Origin of the sequence: Campylobacter gastrosuis, assembly GCF_030249845.1 — a bacterium.
Taxonomy (GTDB): domain Bacteria; phylum Campylobacterota; class Campylobacteria; order Campylobacterales; family Campylobacteraceae; genus Campylobacter_A; species Campylobacter_A gastrosuis.
Map to the genome: position 1 here is coordinate 46,249 of NZ_JANURM010000007.1, position 18,349 is coordinate 64,597.

19 protein-coding genes are annotated in these 18,349 nt (G+C 38.8%); 3 read left to right on the forward strand and 16 right to left on the reverse strand.

Translation table 11 applies throughout. The features are described 5' to 3' along the window. Positions 1-19: 19 nt before the first annotated feature. Genes NYG85_RS12160 through NYG85_RS06760 form a run of 6 tightly spaced genes read right to left on the reverse strand, consistent with a single transcriptional unit; the run spans position 20 to position 5,194 of the window. Positions 20-595, reverse strand: coding sequence for a restriction endonuclease subunit S (locus NYG85_RS12160; RefSeq protein ID WP_432264849.1), 576 nt, complete (start codon positions 593-595; stop codon positions 20-22). Then, positions 555-1,094 (reverse strand): restriction endonuclease subunit S, encoded by a 540-nt coding sequence (locus NYG85_RS06740; RefSeq protein ID WP_284937723.1) that lies wholly within the window; start codon positions 1,092-1,094, stop codon positions 555-557. The genes NYG85_RS12160 and NYG85_RS06740 overlap by 41 nt, the downstream gene beginning before the upstream one ends. Beyond that, the gene (locus NYG85_RS06745) at positions 1,085-1,708 is read right to left on the reverse strand and encodes a restriction endonuclease subunit S (RefSeq protein ID WP_284937724.1); all 624 of its coding nucleotides are present in this window, start codon (positions 1,706-1,708) and stop codon (positions 1,085-1,087) included. The genes NYG85_RS06740 and NYG85_RS06745 overlap by 10 nt, the downstream gene beginning before the upstream one ends. Before the next feature lie 2 nt (positions 1,709-1,710). Then, positions 1,711-3,501 carry an HsdM family class I SAM-dependent methyltransferase gene (locus tag NYG85_RS06750; RefSeq protein ID WP_284937725.1) on the reverse strand — a complete coding sequence of 597 codons (1,791 nt, stop codon included), beginning with the start codon at positions 3,499-3,501 and terminating at the stop codon, positions 1,711-1,713. A gap of 5 nt (positions 3,502-3,506) precedes the next feature. After that, positions 3,507-4,304, reverse strand: a complete 798-nt coding sequence (gene kdsA, locus NYG85_RS06755) for a 3-deoxy-8-phosphooctulonate synthase (protein WP_284937726.1) — start codon at positions 4,302-4,304, stop codon at positions 3,507-3,509. After that, a complete protein-coding gene (locus tag NYG85_RS06760) occupies positions 4,304-5,194 on the reverse strand; it encodes a DMT family transporter (protein ID WP_284937727.1) in 891 nt (296 codons plus the stop codon). The genes kdsA and NYG85_RS06760 overlap by 1 nt, the downstream gene beginning before the upstream one ends. A 95-nt stretch (positions 5,195-5,289) precedes the next feature. On the opposite strand from NYG85_RS06760, the gene der reads away from it, so the two are divergent. The 3 genes from der to trpS all read left to right on the forward strand — a co-directional run bounded on the left by der (position 5,290) and on the right by trpS (position 8,468). Further along, entirely contained in the window at positions 5,290-6,666 is a 1,377-nt protein-coding gene (gene der, locus NYG85_RS06765) for a ribosome biogenesis GTPase Der (protein WP_284937728.1), read from the forward strand. Continuing rightward, positions 6,653-7,171: a shikimate kinase gene (locus NYG85_RS06770; RefSeq protein ID WP_284937729.1), complete on the forward strand. Its 519-nt coding sequence runs from the start codon at positions 6,653-6,655 to the stop codon at positions 7,169-7,171. Before der ends, NYG85_RS06770 begins: the two co-directional genes overlap by 14 nt. Before the next feature lie 334 nt (positions 7,172-7,505). After that, positions 7,506-8,468 carry a tryptophan--tRNA ligase gene (trpS, locus tag NYG85_RS06775; protein WP_284937730.1) on the forward strand — a complete coding sequence of 321 codons (963 nt, stop codon included), beginning with the start codon at positions 7,506-7,508 and terminating at the stop codon, positions 8,466-8,468. Here trpS and NYG85_RS06780 read toward each other — a convergent pair. The 10 genes from NYG85_RS06780 to acpP all read right to left on the reverse strand — a co-directional run bounded on the left by NYG85_RS06780 (position 8,465) and on the right by acpP (position 18,328). Then, positions 8,465-8,803 (reverse strand): hypothetical protein, encoded by a 339-nt coding sequence (locus NYG85_RS06780; RefSeq protein WP_284937731.1) that lies wholly within the window; start codon positions 8,801-8,803, stop codon positions 8,465-8,467. The two genes, trpS and NYG85_RS06780, sit on opposite strands and share 4 nt — an antisense overlap. A gap of 36 nt (positions 8,804-8,839) precedes the next feature. Then, positions 8,840-11,380 carry a molybdopterin-dependent oxidoreductase gene (locus NYG85_RS06785; protein WP_284937732.1) on the reverse strand — a complete coding sequence of 847 codons (2,541 nt, stop codon included), beginning with the start codon at positions 11,378-11,380 and terminating at the stop codon, positions 8,840-8,842. 597 nt (positions 11,381-11,977) lie between these two features. Further along, positions 11,978-12,535 carry a cytochrome C gene (locus tag NYG85_RS06790; protein ID WP_284937733.1) on the reverse strand — a complete coding sequence of 186 codons (558 nt, stop codon included), beginning with the start codon at positions 12,533-12,535 and terminating at the stop codon, positions 11,978-11,980. 60 nt (positions 12,536-12,595) lie between these two features. Continuing rightward, on the reverse strand, positions 12,596-13,324 hold the full coding sequence (locus tag NYG85_RS06795) for a response regulator transcription factor (RefSeq protein WP_284937734.1): 729 nt from the start codon (positions 13,322-13,324) through the stop codon (positions 12,596-12,598). Beyond that, positions 13,309-14,379 (reverse strand): PAS domain-containing sensor histidine kinase, encoded by a 1,071-nt coding sequence (locus NYG85_RS06800; protein ID WP_284937735.1) that lies wholly within the window; start codon positions 14,377-14,379, stop codon positions 13,309-13,311. The genes NYG85_RS06795 and NYG85_RS06800 overlap by 16 nt, the downstream gene beginning before the upstream one ends. Positions 14,380-14,382: 3 nt before the next feature. Then, a complete protein-coding gene (locus NYG85_RS06805; protein ID WP_284937736.1) occupies positions 14,383-15,390 on the reverse strand; it encodes a bifunctional 3,4-dihydroxy-2-butanone 4-phosphate synthase/GTP cyclohydrolase II in 1,008 nt (335 codons plus the stop codon). Positions 15,391-15,433: 43 nt separating this feature from the next. Beyond that, a complete protein-coding gene (locus tag NYG85_RS06810; RefSeq protein ID WP_284937737.1) occupies positions 15,434-15,925 on the reverse strand; it encodes a methylated-DNA--[protein]-cysteine S-methyltransferase in 492 nt (163 codons plus the stop codon). Continuing rightward, positions 15,926-16,861, reverse strand: a complete 936-nt coding sequence (accA, locus tag NYG85_RS06815; protein WP_284937738.1) for an acetyl-CoA carboxylase carboxyl transferase subunit alpha — start codon at positions 16,859-16,861, stop codon at positions 15,926-15,928. Position 16,862: 1 nt separating this feature from the next. Further along, complete coding sequence (locus NYG85_RS06820; protein ID WP_284937739.1) at positions 16,863-18,074, reverse strand: beta-ketoacyl-ACP synthase II; 1,212 nt, start codon at positions 18,072-18,074, stop codon at positions 16,863-16,865. A 20-nt stretch (positions 18,075-18,094) separates the two neighbouring features. Further along, the gene (gene acpP, locus NYG85_RS06825) at positions 18,095-18,328 is read right to left on the reverse strand and encodes an acyl carrier protein (RefSeq protein ID WP_284937740.1); all 234 of its coding nucleotides are present in this window, start codon (positions 18,326-18,328) and stop codon (positions 18,095-18,097) included. Positions 18,329-18,349: the final 21 nt, after the last annotated feature.

Sequence of the window (18,349 nt, forward strand, 5' to 3'; positions counted from 1 at the left end):
AGCAAAAAAATTATAAAAGTTAAATAGTGATTATGTTTGATTTTTTGTTAATATAAATTAATTTTTGTGTTCGTTTTTGTATTTTGTAAATATATTTTTCCATAAAATCAAAATCAATTTGGTTATTTTTTGTCGGTAAAAATACAATCTCATTTTTTATGGCAGTTTGACTTCTTTTTTTGTTGTATGCATAATTTAGTATCTTTATATTTTTATTTAAAATAGAACAAAAATAAAATGCTAATTTTTCATTCATTTTAAATTTAGGGCGTAAAATTTCAACATGATCAGAGGCGCTAAAATTTTCTTTTTGATAAAAGCATGTTCCTAAAACTGCACTATCTATCGTTAAACAATCTCCAAGCTCTGTAAAAAAGTTGTAATAACCAGCTATACCATTATTTATGGCTTGTGTCGTAATATATGGGAATTTGCCTTTGCCAATTAGTTCTAATTTAGCTTTTGGCGTGGTTTTGCTACCACTAATATTAAATAAATCACTAACTTTATACTTTTGCCATTTTATATCTATAAAATCCTCATATTCATTAAAATCAAATTCTACTCTCTCGATTTTCCAAAAATCTATAATAATTTATGAGTTTTTGCGTGTGGTTTTGTTTAATTTCTTTTATAAAATTTTCCATTAAAGTAAAATTTGGATTGCCAAAATCATCAATTGGCAACAATATGATATGTTTTTCTAATGTGTTTTGTCTATACTGTTTTCCGTAACCAAAATTAAATTTATCCTTATTAATAATGGCACTTATAAAATGCATAACATATATACTTATATTATTTTTTGATTTTAATACCAATACGTTATCATCACAACAAAAATCCTTGATATGCACAAAGGAATTACAAAACATATCAATCGTAATTGCATTATTGAAAATCTTTTGGTTTTCGTTGCTTATAAATTCTTTTACACCCAAATTCGTTTCACCTGCCGTCACAAGCGGATAAGCACCACTTTGACGATTGTTTTTTGTAAGCCTTGAACCTCTTTCGTATTCAAATAAATCAATAAGCTTGAAATTACCCCATTTTACATTTAATTTATCAAAAAGACTTTGGGCTATCTGCATAATAGCCTCTTTGATAAAGTTTGATAAATGAGAATTTGAAGTATAAATATCAGTAAAATCGCCGCGCGATTTACTCTCTCTCTCTCTCTCTCTCTCTCTCTCTCTCTCTCTCTCTCTCTCTCTCGATTGGCAAGCATATTATAATATAAAATCAACTTTTGCATTTTAGCTTCTATATTCTTTATATAGTTTTCCATAAAGTCGAAATCAATATTACCGCTAGTTACAGGGAGTTGTATGTATGATTTTTTTAAATCGGTGCTTGAGATTTGATCATTATAAACACCATTAAACGACTTTTTAAAGAGATTTACCAAAAATAAAGCGATATATTTATTAAGACAACGTTTAATCGGCTTTAAACAATGAACTTTCATATCTAAGCTTGCTCTATACGGATGATAAAAACAAGTTCCCAAAAAGGATAAAGATATAAAATTTTCTTGAATTCTATAATTTTTTGACGACAAATCACTATAATACCCAGAAATACCATTATTTAAATTGGTTACAGATATTCTTGGAGTTTTCCCGGAATTTAATTCATTTTGTGAGATATTTGCTCCAGTTTCAATGATAAAAACATCTGCTATTTTAAATTCTTCATACTCCAAATTCAAACCTTAATTTTTATTTCATCTTCATCTAAATTTATATCACTTCCATACAAAACGCTCTCTAAAATAGTTTTTTCAAACTCCTTTTTATCAATGCCATTTTCAAAAAGCATATAATCAAGCACTACTTTTTTAAAATCCTGCTCGGTTATCTCAAATTTAGGTTCAGGCATTTTGTATTGCAAACTTTCGTTTGGTTTTATCCACTGGCAGCTTTCATCACCACTTTGTTTATATATCACATCCACCCAAAAATCTTCAAGCTCTTGCCATTTGCCTTTTAGGTCGTGGCGACCTTGATTTTTAACGGTTTCTAGTCCGTCTTCTTTTATATAGCAACCAAAAATTTCCTTATTTCCCTGCGGTTCGTGAGCTTTAAAAATAAAAATAGACGTTTCAGCAGCACCTTTTACCCTAGTAAAGATTTCCTTTGGTAGTTTTATAATTTTTAAAAGAGAGTGTTTTTTGAGCCATTTTAAAACTTGTTTTTTACCGACTTCAAGTTTATTACTAGGCAACAAAAACGCACAAATAGCTCCGCTTTCTACATTATCAAGCACATTTTTTACTATCGGCAAACAACCAAATTTATTCTCATAAGGTGGGTTCATTAAAACTTTTGTTATTTTCTTGCTCTTTATCCACTCGCAAGCCGCTTCACTCCTAGCGTCATCGTGAGTTAAATTCGTTTTGCCATCTTTATGGATAAGCATATTAGCACAAGCTAATGCAAAAAGTTCTTTATCAAATTCTATACCAAAAAGTCTCTCGTTTTGTATCTGTCTTACGGCGTTTTCATTAAAATTTCCGCCGACTTCGTTTATCATATTATTCATAGATTTTACTAAAAATGCACCACTTCCGCAACACGCATCAAGAACATTGTCTTTGTAATTTACATTTGCAATGCGATACATTAAGCTTGTAATATGGTCGGGAGTAAAAACTTGCCCAGCTTCACTTTTACCTTTATAACGAGTAAATTCATTAAAGAAAATTCCCATCACATCTTCGCCGTTCCAACTTTCAGCTTTTATATAGCCAGAAATTGCAATAACATCATCAATAAAACTATCAATAGCCTTTTGATTTTTTGTGTAATTAAAACTTATGAGATTAAATTGCTCTTTTATGATATCCAGTTTTAAATTTAGAGCCTTTTGTTCGCTGTAAGAATTTTCTAGCGTCTTAATAATTTCGCCTTGTAGTGTAGCAAAATCTCTACCTTTTAGTCCATTTAAATTAGCACCCTTTCTATCAGCGACTAAGGCACAAGCTGTAAAAATCATCCTGTGTTTTAGGTTATTTATGCCAAAATTCGTATGTAAATTATCATTAATGGATTTTGTGCAAGAGTAAATTTTTGGTTTGTCAATGCTACTTTGCGTAAAGAGTTTAAGATAATAGTCTTTGCTAAAAAGCTCGTTGTCTTCGCGATAAAATTTATCGTTTTTATATATTATCGCCTCATTACCATTGTATAAAATTCCGACAACTTGATTATATTTTCGTTGGGTTATTTTTATATATTCTTCAAGCTGTGTTAAATTCGAGTTTAAATTTGAATTTGGTTCGTAAGCCTTGGTTTCTAAAACAATTGCTGTATCGTTTATATCATATGGAAAATACCAACCATCTGGCTTTTGATTAATACCATCAAAGCCAAGCTGATTAAATGTCGTAATTTGCCCAACCCCACTTCGTGCCTCTTTGGTATCTTCAAATTTTAGCAAAATACCAGCATGTTGTCTTATTTTATCTTCACTTATCTTTTGCATTCCAAACTGCATAATTTTTACCCTAAAATCTCTTGTATTTTCATCGTCTGCTCTACAACCTTATCAAGCTCGTCTAAGCTTAGCATATTTGGTCCGTCGCATAGTGCTTCGCACGGATTTATGTGCGTTTCGTAAAAAAATCCATCCACGCCTACACTGGCCGCCGCACGTGCTAAATACGGCACAAATTTAGCGTCCCCACCGCTCTTTTCGCCAAGCGCGCTAGGCATTTGCACCGAGTGCGTGGCATCAAAAATCACCGGCGCAAATTCACGCATAAGCACGAGATTTCGCATATCCACGACAAGGTTGCCGTATCCAAAGCTATTACCGCGCTCCGTTAGCCACACGCCGTTTTCGCGCGCCGCTTCGTATCCATCGGCTAAAATTCCGCGCGTTTCAAGCACTTTTTTGACGCTATGCTTCATCGCACTAGCCGCTAAAAACTGCCCTTTTTTGATATTTACGACCGCGCTCGTTTTTGCAGCGGCTACTAGCAAATCAGTCTGGCGACACAAAAACGCTGGAATTTGAAGCACGTCAGCCACCTGTGAGACCGGCTCCGCCTGATAGCTCTCGTGAATATCGGTTAAAATTTTAAAGCCAAATTTCTCTTTCACACGAGCTAAAATTTCACAACCCTTTTCAAGTCCCGGGCCACGAAACGAACTAATGCTCGTGCGATTTGCCTTATCAAAACTTGACTTAAAATAAAAATCTATTCGCTTATTATCATTAAATTTCGCCAAACGCTCAGCGACTGCCATCACAAGCTCTTCGCTCTCAATCACACACGGCCCTGCTATTAAAATCATCACTTCTCCCTTACTACGATAATACCGCTAAAAATGACTAGCATTATACCAAAAAATGCGACGTGATTTGGCAGAGCGTCGCCTAAAAAAAATCCGATAAAAATGGTAAAAACCACATCAAGATAGCTCACGGCTGCGACCACGCCAGCCTTTGGACTTGCGGCGTAAGCCTTTGTTAAATACACTTGAAAAATTAGTCCAGCAACGCCCATTAAAAGGATTAAAATGCAGTTTTTAAGACTTGGTATAACAAATGGCGAGAGTAAAAAGTCAAGCGGTTCATAGCTAAAATTTTCAGCCAAAGCCATAAAAACAAGCGGCAAAGCCGACCCCCACGCCATAAAAGATAGGACAATCGTTCTAGTATCATAACTTCGTTTTAGCTCTTTTACGCTCGTGTAAGCAAGTGCTGCTCCAACACCGCTAAAAAGTCCTAACCAGTCGGATTTTGATATGCCTAAATTTGGTTGAATAACAAACAAAATTCCCACAAATCCTAAAAAAATCGCACCCCAGCCTTTAAGACTTAGTCGCTCTTTAAAGACAATTGCAGCAATAATTGCCGTAAAAATCGGACTGGTTTTTGAAAATGTAAAAGCTGCACCTAAATTTATGTGAGCGATATTGTAAAAAAATGCAAAAAGTGCCATAGTGCCGATAAATCCGCGAAACATCAAAAGCCAAAAGTGTCCGCCCTTTTGTTTTAATGGGCTTTTAAAAATCGCATAAATAATTATAAAAAGTCCAACAACATTTCTAAAAAATACCACTTCAATACTTGGTAAATCAGCACTTAAAATTTTCGCAAACGCCCCAGTAGTCGCAAACAAAACAGAAGCAATAATCATATAATAAACGCCTAAATTTCTGGCGATTAATCTAGCAAACAATCTAATCCTTTAAAATTTTAAACTCACATTTTAATAAATTTTGGCTTAAATTAATGAAAAAATAACTATAATATCGCCCAAAATAAGGACAAAACGTGCAAAAGATAATTTTAGTAGGCAAACCAAATGTCGGCAAAAGCTCGCTTTTTAACCGCTTGGCAAAACAGCGAATAGCAATCACCTCAGATACGGCTGGCACGACAAGAGATACAAACAAAGCCGTGGTTGAAATTTACGGCAAAAGTTGCATAATCGTTGATAGTGGCGGACTTGATGATAGCTCAGAGCTTTTTAAAAATGTCAAAAAAAAGACACTAAACGAGGCTAAAAATTCAGACGCCATAATCTATATGGTAGATGGCAAGCTAATGCCAGATGATGAGGATAAAGCCCTATTTTACGAGCTTAGCGGACTAAATCTGCCAATAGCACTCGTGATAAATAAGGTTGATAGCAAAAAAGATGAGGCTAGGTCGTGGGAGTTTATTAGCTTTGGGGCAAAAGATGTTTTTAATATCTCTGTAAGCCACAATGTCGGCATTGACGAGCTAAATGAGTGGATAGAAAAACAGCTAAAAGATGAGATAAAAGCCGATTTAAGCGATGATTTTGACGATTTTTTAGATGAGTATGATGATAACGGCGAAATTAGCGTTGAAAATTTCAAAGATAAAAACATAAAAGTAGGCATAATCGGACGCGTTAATGTCGGCAAAAGCAGCCTTTTAAATGCCCTTGTAAAAGACAGCCGTGCCGTTGTTAGCGATATTGCAGGCACGACAATTGACCCAGTAAATGAAATTTACGAGCAAGGGGGCAGGATTTATGAGTTTGTTGATACGGCTGGGATTAGGCGTCGTGGTAAGATTGAAGGCATTGAAAAATACGCCCTAAACCGCACCGAGAAAATTTTAGAACAAGCAGATATCGCCCTACTTGTGCTTGACGCTAGCGAGCCTTTAAGCGAGCTTGATGAGCGTATCGCTGGGGTGGCTTCTAAATTTGAGCTAGGCATAATCATCGTTTTAAACAAATGGGATAAGAGCCAGATAGAGTTTGACACGCTTTGTAAGGATATAAAAGACCGCTTTAAATTCCTAGCCTACGCACCAATCATTAGCATTTCGGCACTTGGCGGTAAAAGAGTGCATAAACTTTATGATTTGATAAACGAAATTTATGAAAATTTCACGCAAAAATTGCAAACTTCAAAACTAAACGAAGTCATCACAGAAGCGACCAAAACGCACCCACTGCCACACGATAAGGGCAAAAGCGTGAAAATTTACTACGCCGTGCAGTTTGGCTATGCACCGCCAAAAATAGCTCTGATTATGAATCGCCCAAAGGCGTTGCATTTTAGCTACAAACGCTATCTTGCAAATAAGCTAAGGGCTAGTTTTAAACTTAGTGGCGTGCCAATTATTTTTATACCAAAAAAACGTGGGGAGGTTAGCGATGAAGAGCAGTGAAAATTTAGTTTTAATCGGCTTTATGGGCGTTGGCAAGGGTGCCACGGCTAGGGCGTTATCAAAGCTAATTGGCAGGTTTAATCTTGACTGCGATGACTTAATCCAAAGCAAAGAGAATCAAAAAATAACCGAAATTTTTGCTACAAAGGGCGAGGCGTATTTTAGGGAGCTTGAACGGGATTTGGCAAAATTTCTAGCCAAAAATGTAAAAAACACCATAATCTCAACTGGTGGCGGATTTGTCAATGTCAAAGGGCTAGGCAAAATCGGCAAAATCATCTATTTAAAATCAAGCTTTGAAGCGATTATACAAAAGATGCAAAAAAGCCAAAACAGCGAGAAAAAATTTGCCAAACGACCGCTTTTGCAAAACCTTGATAAGGCAAAGGAGCTTTTTAATTTGCGTGAGAAAATTTACGCAAAAAAGGCTGATTTTATCATAGAAGTAGAGAATAAAACGCCAAAACAGATAGCAAAAGAGATACGAAAAATCGTAAAAATTTAGCAAAGTTTTTAGCTGATTTTAATGCTTTCGTAAAAAATAAGCAAGGCTAACCAAATAGGTTTAAAAGCGAAATTTAAAAACGTAAATTTAAAAAAGTCTTGGCTTATATCTTTAAGCTAGGCTAGGCGACCGAGTATTTTACAAGGGAGTTGCCGTGTTGGCAATGACGCTTTTAAAGATAAAATGTGAATTTTAAAAAATGGCGAAGTATTTTTAGATGATTTTTATGCTTTGAAGTAAAAATAAGCAAGGCTAGCCAGATAGGTTTAAAAGCGAAATTTTTACGAAATCATTAAAAAGCACTAAAAAGACGAAGCCAAAAAAGGAGAAAATTTTGAGAACTTTAACCGGTCTTCAACCAAGTGGCAAACTACACATCGGCAACTACTTTGGAAGCATAAAACAGATGATAAAGGCACAAGATAGCGAAGATATGTTTATATTCATCGCAAACTATCACGCTATGACTTCGGTTGCGGACGCTAAAATTTTAAGGGCAAACACACTTGAAGCAGCAGCTGCGTTTTTAGCACTCGGCGTCAATCCTGATAGAGCGACATTTTGGGTGCAAAGCGACATAAAAGAGGTCTTAGAGCTTTACTGGGTGCTAAGCCAATACACGCCAATGGGACTTTTAGAGCGCGCTCATAGCTACAAGGACAAGGTCGCAAAGGGCATAAGCGCAAATCACGGACTTTTTAGCTATCCAGTTTTAATGGCAGCTGACATTTTGCTATTTGGCGCAGACGTCGTGCCAGTGGGCAAAGATCAAATCCAGCACGTTGAGATCGCTCGTGATATAGCGCTTAAATTTAACAACGAACACGGCGAGATTTTAAAACTACCTGAGTTTAGAGTTGATGAAAATGTCGCTGTCGTGCCTGGCACCGACGGGGCAAAAATGAGTAAAAGCTATGGCAATACGATTGAAATTTTTAACGACCAAAAAGGCTTAAAAAAGCAAATCGGCTCAATAGTAACGACATCAGAACCGCTTGAAGCACCAAAGCAATGGCAAACTTGCAACGTCTATAACATCGCAAAGCTATTTTTAGATGAGAGCGGACAAAATGCACTAAAAGCACGTTACGAGCGTGGTGGCGAGGGACACGGACACTTTAAAATGTATCTAAATGAGCTTATTTGGGAGTATTTTAAAGATGCGCGCGAGAAATTTGAGTATTACAAAAATCACAGCGATGAAGTGGAGCAAATTTTAAGCCAAGGCGCAAAAAAGGCAAAAGCCATTGCTACACCGATAATAGACAAAGTGCGACAAGCCGTTGGGGTGTATTAAAACACCTCATATTTTGTGTCGTTTGTGCGTTTTGTGCGTTTAAAAAGCTCGTTTAGTGGCTCTTTTTGCAGGGTGATTGCCTTTGCGGTATTTAAAAATTCGCTAAATTCTATCTCGCTTAAATCTTTTGTGCCGTTTTTTTGCAAAAATTCACGCAAAATTTCAAAGCCGTCAAGGCCAAATTTCAGGCTGTTATTTGTCGCCATTATTTGAGTTAGAGCGTCATCGCAAAAGCGAAAAACGCTCATTAAAAAGCCACGAACACTAAGGTTGTCGCTTGGGTCATCTAAGAAATTCTCTAAAACATCTAAATTTTTAGCAAGCATTCGCTCCATTTTCTATCCTTTTAAAATGGAGCATTTTAGCAAAATTTAGCTCATTTTTGGGTCGCTAAATGCACTAAGCTCTGGTGCGACGCCCTTAAATTTCTCAATATTTACTAGTGCTGTGTGGCTTATGTTGCCGTTTGCTAGCTGTGAGGTCGGTATGTCTATGGTTAGCACATTTGGGCAACCGTTTTTGCAAAGTCCGCTCTCGCTTGGGTCATACCACACGCCCTCGGCTAGTTTTACCACGCCTTTTAGGATATTTTTTGTTACCTTTGCACCAGCTACCACTTCGCCACGTTTATTAAACACACGCACCAAATCGCCGTCTTTTACGCCAAGCTCCTTTGCATCCTCTTCGTTTATCCAGATTGGCTCACGATTTGCCACGGCGTATTTATCACGAAGCGTGGTGTTGCTAAACTGCGAGTGAAGGCGGTCTGTCGGGTGAGCTGAGATCATATGAAATTTCGCCGGCTTATCCTTCATACCTAGCCACTCAATCGGCTCATACCACATAGGGTGCGGTTTGCAGTCTTCATAGCCCATTTTCTCAATCGTTTCAGAGTAAATTTCAATAAGGCCGCTTGGCGTGCCAAGTGCGTTTAGGATCGGATCTTCTCTAAATTCAGCGTATCTTACCCAGCCATCGCTCTCTGGGGTTGAGCTAAATGTAACTGGCTTATTCTCGCTCCAAAACTCATCAAACGGCTTCATCGGATTTACAAAATCAGGGATTTGGCTTACTTGATTTAGCGCTGCTTCATAATACTCTCTTATCCAGTCAAACTCGCTCTTGCCGTTATCAGTAAATGCGATAGCCAAACGCTCATCGTAAGCCTTGCAAAGGTCGGTAAATACTTGATAATCGTCCTTCGCCTCTGCAAATTTCTCAACGACCTGCTTCATCGGAGCGATATTCATATTTGAATAATCCCCAGTCATCGTTATGTCGTTTCTCTCATACTCAGTTGTAACTGGAAATACGATATCAGCCATTTTAGCCGTTGGCGTCCAGTAAGGCTCATTTACGACTATTGTCCTTGGCTTTTGCCACGCTTTTACGAGGCGATTTAGCTCTTGATGATGAACGAACGGATTACCGCCGACCCAGTAGATAAAGTCAATGTCTGGGTAGGTTATCTTTGTGCCGTTGTGATTAATCACTTTGCCAGGATTTAAAAGCGCATCGGCTATCCTAGCCACTGGGAATGCGTAGTTTGTCGCCTTTTGAAGCCAGCTCTGACCAGTCCCAGCCGTAGCCACCGCTTTTGCGACAAAGCGACCATTTTTATCAAATTCACCGCTATCAGTGCCGATAAACTCGCCTTTTTCGTTAAATTTACCCACGCTTGCGCTATTTACACCGCCAATTACAGCGCCTTTGCAAGTCGGAGCGCCGCCGTTTGAGTAGTGATAGCTAAGTCCAAAGCCACCGCCCGGTAAGCCGATTTGCCCTAGCATAGAACAAAGCGTTACAAGCATCCAGTGTGGCTGCTCGCCGTGATGAGCGCGCTGCATACCCCAGCCGCTCATAAACATCGTGCGTTTTGCAAAAAATAGCTCGGCTAACTCTTTAATCATCTTTTCGCTCACGCCAGAAATTTTACTCGCCCATTTTGCGTCTTTTGGCGTTTTATCGGTTTTGCCAAGCAAATAAGGTAGGAATTTCTCAAAGCCGTGCGTGTAGTTTGCCATAAATTCCTTGTCGTATTTACCGCTAGTATAAAGATGATGAGCCATACCAAGCATCATTGCCGTATCGGTATTTGGGCGCGGCGTAACCCACATAGCGTCTTTGAAAAACTCAGCCGTTTCGGTTTTTAGCGGGTCAATGATGATGATTTTTTTACCGCTGTCCCTTAGTTTTTCAAAATACATAAAGCCCTGCTCATCGGTGCTAGTCCAAGCGATACGAAGGGTCGCTAGCGGATTTGCACCCCAAATAACGACTACTTCTGAGCTTTCAAGCACGACAGGCCAGCTGGTTTGTTGCTCATAAACCTCTATCGTGCCAAGCACGTGAGGCATAATGATTTGACTAGCACCTGTTGAGTAATCGCCCAGTGAGCCGACAAATCCACCGCTTAAATTCATAAATCTATGAAGCAAAATTCGCGAGTTATGCACGTTACCACTTGATTTCCAGCCATAACTCCCTGCAAATACGCTCTCTAAGCCCTTAGCAGCCCTTGTCTTTTTAAGCTCACGAGCTACTAGCTTAATGGCGTCTTCATATCGCACACGCACCCACTCGTCCTTACCGCGAAGCTCTGGCTTTGGACTATCTGGGTTTTGTAGGTAGCTTTTTCTAACCATCGGATATTTTATGCGTGATTTATAAACTAGGTCGTGAGTATAGTATTGAAGCGGATTATAAACGTCGCTCGTTTTTTGATACGGCTTTGAGCCGATGACCTTGCCGTCTTTAACCTGCACGTTTAGCATACCCCAGTGAGCGGCGGTAAATACTTCGCCGTTTTTAACTAACCCGGTATTTAGGCTATCTGCAAGTAAATTTTTAGCCGTTACGCTTGAAAGCAAAGGCACAGCCGCTAAGCCCTTTAAGAAACTTCGTCTTTTCATTTTTTCTCCTTTTTTTGGCGGTTAAACCGCTGAAAATTTAGTTTGAACTCAAAATTCACAAAAATAATTTGAGATTATCTCGTGGAGTAAAAAAGATACCCACGAGAAAAACCCATTTAAATCATCTCACAAACCTTTGGGGCTATCTCGTGGAGTAAAAAAGATACCCACGAAATAAAACCTGCAAAACATAAAAATAACTCGTGCGAAGTATTGCAAAGTTAGACTAGGCGATTTTAAAATTTCAAGCGGAGCATACACGTAGTATGTGAGCATTGAAATTTTAAAATCAACGAAGTATAACAAAGCAAGACAAGCACCTTTTTTGACCGCAAAAATCCACAAAACGCCTTATCGCAAGATGGCTTTAAAAATTTAAACGCATTTTTAAATCATCTCACAAACTTTTGGGGCTATCTCGTGGAGCAAAAAAGATACCCACGAGAAAAACCCACAAAAAACCCAAAAATAACTCGTGCGAAGTATTGCAAAGTTAGACTAGGCGATTTTAAAATTTCAAGCGGAGCATACACGTAGTATGTGAGCATTGAAATTTTAAAATCAACGAAGTATAACAAAGCAAGACAAGCACCTTTTTTATTTAGCGTGTTTTTGCAGGTATTCGGTTATCAACCACTCATCCTTCTTCTCAATCGCCGTCCTGCTTAGCATTGATTTAAGCAAGTTTGGCCACTGATTTGCGTTGTATTGATTTGGCTGATGAAGCGAGTGGCACACGCCACAGCTGTTTTGATAAATCTCAGCCGCACGAGCAAATAGCGGTTTTACATCATCGTAAAAGTCGCCATCATCAACCCAAACGCTAGTTTTTACCAAATCCCACTTGCCGTTTTCGCCCTTTTTAACAAGCTCTGTTTTAAAATTCGCCGTTTTTGCAAAAGCTAGGGTGAAAATTCTATCCTTGTCGCTGTAATAAAGCACATTTGGGGCGGCTGGGTTTAGGTAGCCTTGCACCTGTATTTTTAGCTTTTTACCGCTTTTTTCTAGAATTTTAACGCCATTTGTCGGCAAAAGTCTGCCGATTGAGCTTTTTGCGTTTTCATCTGCAAAAACCGGCTTTACAATATCGCTATAAACTTCGCCGTTTGCGTAGATTAAACTAGCAAAAAGCGAGGCTAAAAGCACCTTTTTCATACCTTCTCCTTTAAAAATTTTTAACTATTTTAATTAAAAAGTATGATTAAAGTATGATTTTTAGATATATCTGATTTCGTTTTGAGTTCGTAGGTTTTCGTGCTGTAAATTTAGCTTGTAGCCAAGCCCCTGCGCGTTTAAAATAAGCTCGCTATAAAGCTTTTTGCGAAGCTTATAAACAAACGAGCGTATCGTATCTAGCGTGCAACTCTCATCATACCAAACGCAGTTTGCAAGCATTTCAAAGGTTACGATTCGGTTTTGATTTTTTAAAAATAGATGAAGAATTTCACGTTCTTTTTTTGTTAAGCTTACAGCCTTTTTATCCTTAAAAAGCTCCTTTGAAAATGCGTTAAAAGTAAAGCCGTTGCCTAAATTTATACTTGCAAAATCGCTTTGAAAGCTGTTTGCGATAAATGAAAGCTTCATTATCAAATCGCGCTTTTCGCACGGCTTTTTAAGCACTCCAACGCTTTTAAGATCAATAGCTTTAAAGATATTTTCATCGCTATCATAAGCCGTTAGAAACAAAATCGGCACGCTCTGGTCGCTTTGCCTGATGATTTTTGCCATTTCAAGACCGCTTAGCTTTGGCATATTTATGTCAGTTAGGATTAAATTTGGCGATTTTTGAGTGAAAATTTCAATGGCTTCGTGCGAATTTAAGGCTGTAAAAATTTCGCTTACATAGCCTAAAAGTGCCTGTTTTAGGGCGTCAAGCAAGAGCTCATCATCATCAACGATTAAAATTCTCACACCCTTTAAAATCTCTTTTATCTTTGCATACATTTTGCTTTATCCTGTAAATGTAGCGAAAATTTTGTAGGATTTTTTGGGCTTTTTAGCCTTAAATCTCCGCCTAAATTTTGAGCCAAAAGGCGTGCGACGTAAAGCCCCATACCAGTGCCACTTTTGTTTTTTGTGGTAAAAAACGGCTCAAAAATCATATTTTTTTGCCTAATGCCAGTGCCGTTATCAGCGACGCTAATTATAAACTCATTGCCACTTTTTTCAAGGCAAATCGTGATTTTTGGGGCTTGGTTTTTATAATTTAGGGCGTCTTTTGCGTTTGAGATTAGACTTAAAAGGATCTGTTTTATCTGTGCGCCGTTACTTTTTATGGCGTATTTTTGGCTCTTATCGTAGATGATTTCAAGCGAAATTCCACGCTCATTTAGCTTTTGGCGGACGATAAAAACCAGCTCATTTATTAGTAAATCAAGGCTGACTTTGCTAATTTTCTCATCGTTTTTGTAAAATTTCACAAAGGCGTTTGTCGTTTCATTCATCAGTTTTAGCCCCTGCTTTACCCTTAAAATATGTGAATTTATGGCAGCCAAATCGCCGTTTTTAACACACTCGCTAATCTCATCAAGGCTTAAAAACACCGCATTTATGGGGCTTTGGTGCTGATGAGATATGGCACTCATCATCTCGCCAAGACTTGCCATTTTTGAGTTTAGACTTAGCATATGTGTTTGCTTGATTTTTTCATTTTCAAGGGCTTTTTCGTAGCTTATGTCGCTTGCTGTAACGATTAATCCGTCAAAGAGAGTGCCGTTTTTTAGGACATTTGCGACATTTATACGAAAATATGAGCCATCTTTAACGATGATATTTTCAAATAAATTTTTGCTACTTAATTTTTGGTTAAAAATTTCTACCAAAAATGAGAGTTGGGCGACATTTTTTACTAAATTTTCTAAATTTTGCCCCAAAAATGACTTTGAAGCAAGGACAAAAATGCTCTCAAATTTTTTATTTATAAAGCTAATTTTACCGCTCTCATCAATGCACAAAACTGCCAAATTTGGGCTTTTTGCCAGTGCTTGGTTGATATTCAAGGCTTACCTGTAAGCGACGATATTTAGCCCAAATCCGCTAATGCCGACAAATTCTTTTTTATTTGAGCTTAAAAGCTCAATCTCGCTAATGCCAAAGTGCTTTAAAATTTGTGCGCCGATGCCGTAGTCTTTGGTGTTTTCGCCGTTTGTATCGCTGTCTAAAAAGACTAAAACTCCGCCGTTTTGGCTTAAAAATTTCACGCCTTGCATAAACTCATCAAATTTTTGACTACTTAAAAGCTCGTAATCTTTGGCGATTTTGTGGAATTTCACGTTTGTTTTTGGCAAAATTTCGCCAAAAGTAAATGCCACGTGAGTTTGGTTTTTGTGATCTTTTATCTCGTATTTTAATGCCTTAAATCCGCAAAGCTCCGATAAAATCGGCTCTTTTACATCTATTAGGCTCTCGCTGTTTAGGCGGTATTCAACCAAATCTGAAACGGCGACCATATTTATGCCGTGCTGTTTGCAAAAAATTTCTAAATAATCGCGCCTTGCCATTGTGCCATCATCTTTTACAATCTCACAAATGGCTGCCATTGGTACAATCCCAGCCAAACGGCACAAATCAACCGAGCCTTCGGTGTGTCCGGTTCGTTCTAAGACTCCGCCGTTTTTAGCAATGAGTGGGAATATGTGTCCGGGGCGGACAAAGTCCTCTGGCTTTGAGAGTGGGTCAGCAGCAAGTCTCATCGTAATGTCGCGCTCATAGGCGCTAACGCCGGTGGTTACGCACTTTGCGTCAATTGTAATGGTAAAAGCCGTCTCGTGGCTTGAAGTGTTTTTATCCACCATAAGTGGCAGATTTAGGCGTTTTGCGTTGGCCTCATCCATAGCTAGGCACAAAATCCCCTTTGCCTGAGTGATTGTAAAATTTACCTTTGCCATATCGCTTAAAGCAGCGGCAAATACGATATCTCCTTCGTTTTCTCTATCCTCATCATCAACCATAACAATCATTTTGCCATTTCTTAAATCCTCAATGGCTTGTCTTACCTTTTGAAATTTCATCGCTTGTCCTTGTAGTTTAGATTATGCGATTATATTGAGTTTTTTATGAGTTTTGGTTTAAAAAGCTTTTTTCTAAATTTAGCAAAAATTGCTTGGTTTTAACGCCACCAAAGCCAGAATATCCGCCAAGTCCGCACACGCTAACGACCCTGTGGCAGGGGATTATGATTGGGATTTTGTTTTTTGCGTTTGCTGTGCCAGCTGCTCTAAATGCGTTTTTAAATCCGGCGTTTTGGGCTAACTCTTTGTAGGTGATTGTCGTTGCGTAGGGGATTTTTAAAAGCTGGGCGTAAATTTTTTGCATAAATAAAGTGCCATAAAGTCTAACTGGCGTGCGAAAATTTTGCAAAGTGCCGTTAAAATAGGCATCAAGCTCGGCTAAACAGAGATTTAAAATTTCATTTTTAACCGCTACTTTTTGATAATCTTTAACAAAATTAATCTCGCAAACAGCATCTTTTGTAGCTAAAATTTCTAAAACACAAATTGGCGATTTAAAGTAGCAAATGTCTAAAAATTCGCTAGTTTTAGGCATTTACTCTTCGTAAGCACCGATTGAGAGAATTTTCTCAACCCTTTTTTCAACAAGCTCGTTAATATTTAGCTCTTTTAGCTTTGCAAGTTCGGTTAAAAAATACTCGCCAAGTGCCTTTGCAGCACTTACCTTATCTCTATGAGCCCCATTTATCGGCTCTGGTATAACATCATCAATGAGTTTTAGCGACTTTAAATCATCGGCTGTGATTTTCATCACCTTTGTGGCTTGTTCTTGTTTGAGTGGGTCATTCCACAAAATCGCCGCACAACCCTCTGGCGAAATAACCGAAAAGACCGAGTTTTTCATCATCGCAAGTCTATCAGCAACGCCTATTGCGAGCGCTCCACCACTGCCACCTTCGCCGATGACTACGGCTATTGTTGGAGTTTTTAAATTTGCAAATTCAAAAAGATTTCTAGCGATAGCCTCGCTCTGACCTCGCTCTTCTGCACCAACGCCCGGATACGCACCCGGAGTGTCAATTAAAAATAGTATCGGCAGGGCAAATTTTTCAGCCATTTTTGCCACTCTTAACGCCTTTCGGTAGCCCTCGGGATGAGGCATACCAAAATTTCGTTTTAGCTTGTTTTTCGTGCCTCTGCCCTTTTGTTCGCCAATTACCACGACCTTTTGACCGCTTAAATAACCGATATAGCAAACAATAGCAGGGTCATCTCTATACGCTCTGTCGCCGTGAATTTCATAACAATCAGTAAGCAACGCCCTAATGTAGTCAATCGCATAAGGGCGGTCTGGGTGGCGTGCTAACTGCAAACGCTGGTATTCGTTTAGGTTTTTATAGACCTTTGTGACCTCTTTTTCTAAATTTTTATTTAAAATCTCAACGGCGTGCTCATCGCCACGAATTTTCGCCGTTGCAATATCATCATCTATCTGTTTTATGCTCTTTTCAAAATCCAAATAGCTTGACATTTTAATCTACTTTCTTAAAAATTACCGAGCCGTTTGTGCCACCAAAGCCAAATGAGTTACTCATTACAGCCTTTAACTCCGCCTTTCTAGCTACGTTTGGCACGTAGTCTAGGTCGCAATCAGGGTCTGGCGTGATTTGATTTATGGTCGGTGGGATAATGCCATCACGTATCGCCATAACCGAAATAACCGCCTCAATCGCACCAGCACCGCCTAAGCAGTGTCCGGTTTGTCCCTTTGTTGAGCTTACTGGTGGGCAGTTTGTGCCAAAAATTTCTTTTAGGGCTGCTGTTTCGTTTTTGTCATTTGTAGGCGTTGATGTGCCGTGTGCATTTACGTAATCAATCTTTAAATTCCCAGCCATTTTTAGGGCTTGTTTCATCGCATTTGCCGGACCTTCAAGCGTTGGCGAAGTGATATGATATGCATCTCCGCTCTCGCCAAAACCGACTATTTCAGCGTAAATTCTAGCCCCTCTTGCCTTTGCTGCCTCATACTCTTCAAGCACCAAAGCGCCAGCACCCTCGCCCATTACAAAGCCATCTCTATCGCCATCAAATGGGCGTGAGGCGTGTTCTGGGTCGTCGTTTCTTGTTGAGAGTGCCTTCATAGCGGCAAATCCGCCAACACCAACGCCACAAATCGTTGATTCAGCACCGACAACTAGCATTTTATCAGCCTGTCCTAGCATTATACACTTTGCGCCTTGTGAAAGTGCGTGAGTGCCAGCGGCACAAGCGGTAACACTTGATAAATTTGGTCCTTGAAGTTTATGATTGATTGAAACTATGCCACCAAGCATATTAACAAGAGCTGAGGGGATGAAAAAAGGCGAAATTTTTCTCACGCCCTTTTCTACTAATGTTTGAGAATTTTTCTCAATATTTGGCAGACCGCCGATACCAGCAGCCGAGCTTACGCCAAATGTAGTGCTATCAAAATCGCTAAAATTCGCGTCCTGCATAGCTTCTTTTGCGGCTTTTACGCCAAGCTGTATGAAGCGATCTACCTTTTTTACCTCTTTGCCGTCAAAGACGCTAAGTGGGTCAAAGTCCGTAATCTCAGCTGCTATTTGCACTGGGAACTCGCTAACATCAAACGAAGTTATGCGTTTTACTCCGGTTTTGCCTTCGCAAATAGCCTTAAAAGAGCTCTCTTTATCAAGCCCAAGTGCGGTTATCATACCTATACCTGTTACTACGACTCGCTTCAACACATCTCCTTTAAAAGGGCTTATTTGCCGAGTTTTTCTATATAATTTACAACGTCAGAAATGCTAATTAGTTTTTCTGCTTCGCTATCTGGAATTTCTACTTCAAATTTCTCTTCAAGAGCCATAACAAGCTCAACAACGTCAAGGCTGTCAGCACCTAGGTCTTCAATGATTTTTGACTCTAGTTTTACAGCATCTGGCTCAACACTTAGCTGTTCTACAACCACATCTCTAACATCTTCAAATATTGCCATTTTTGTTCTCCTTGTAAAAAA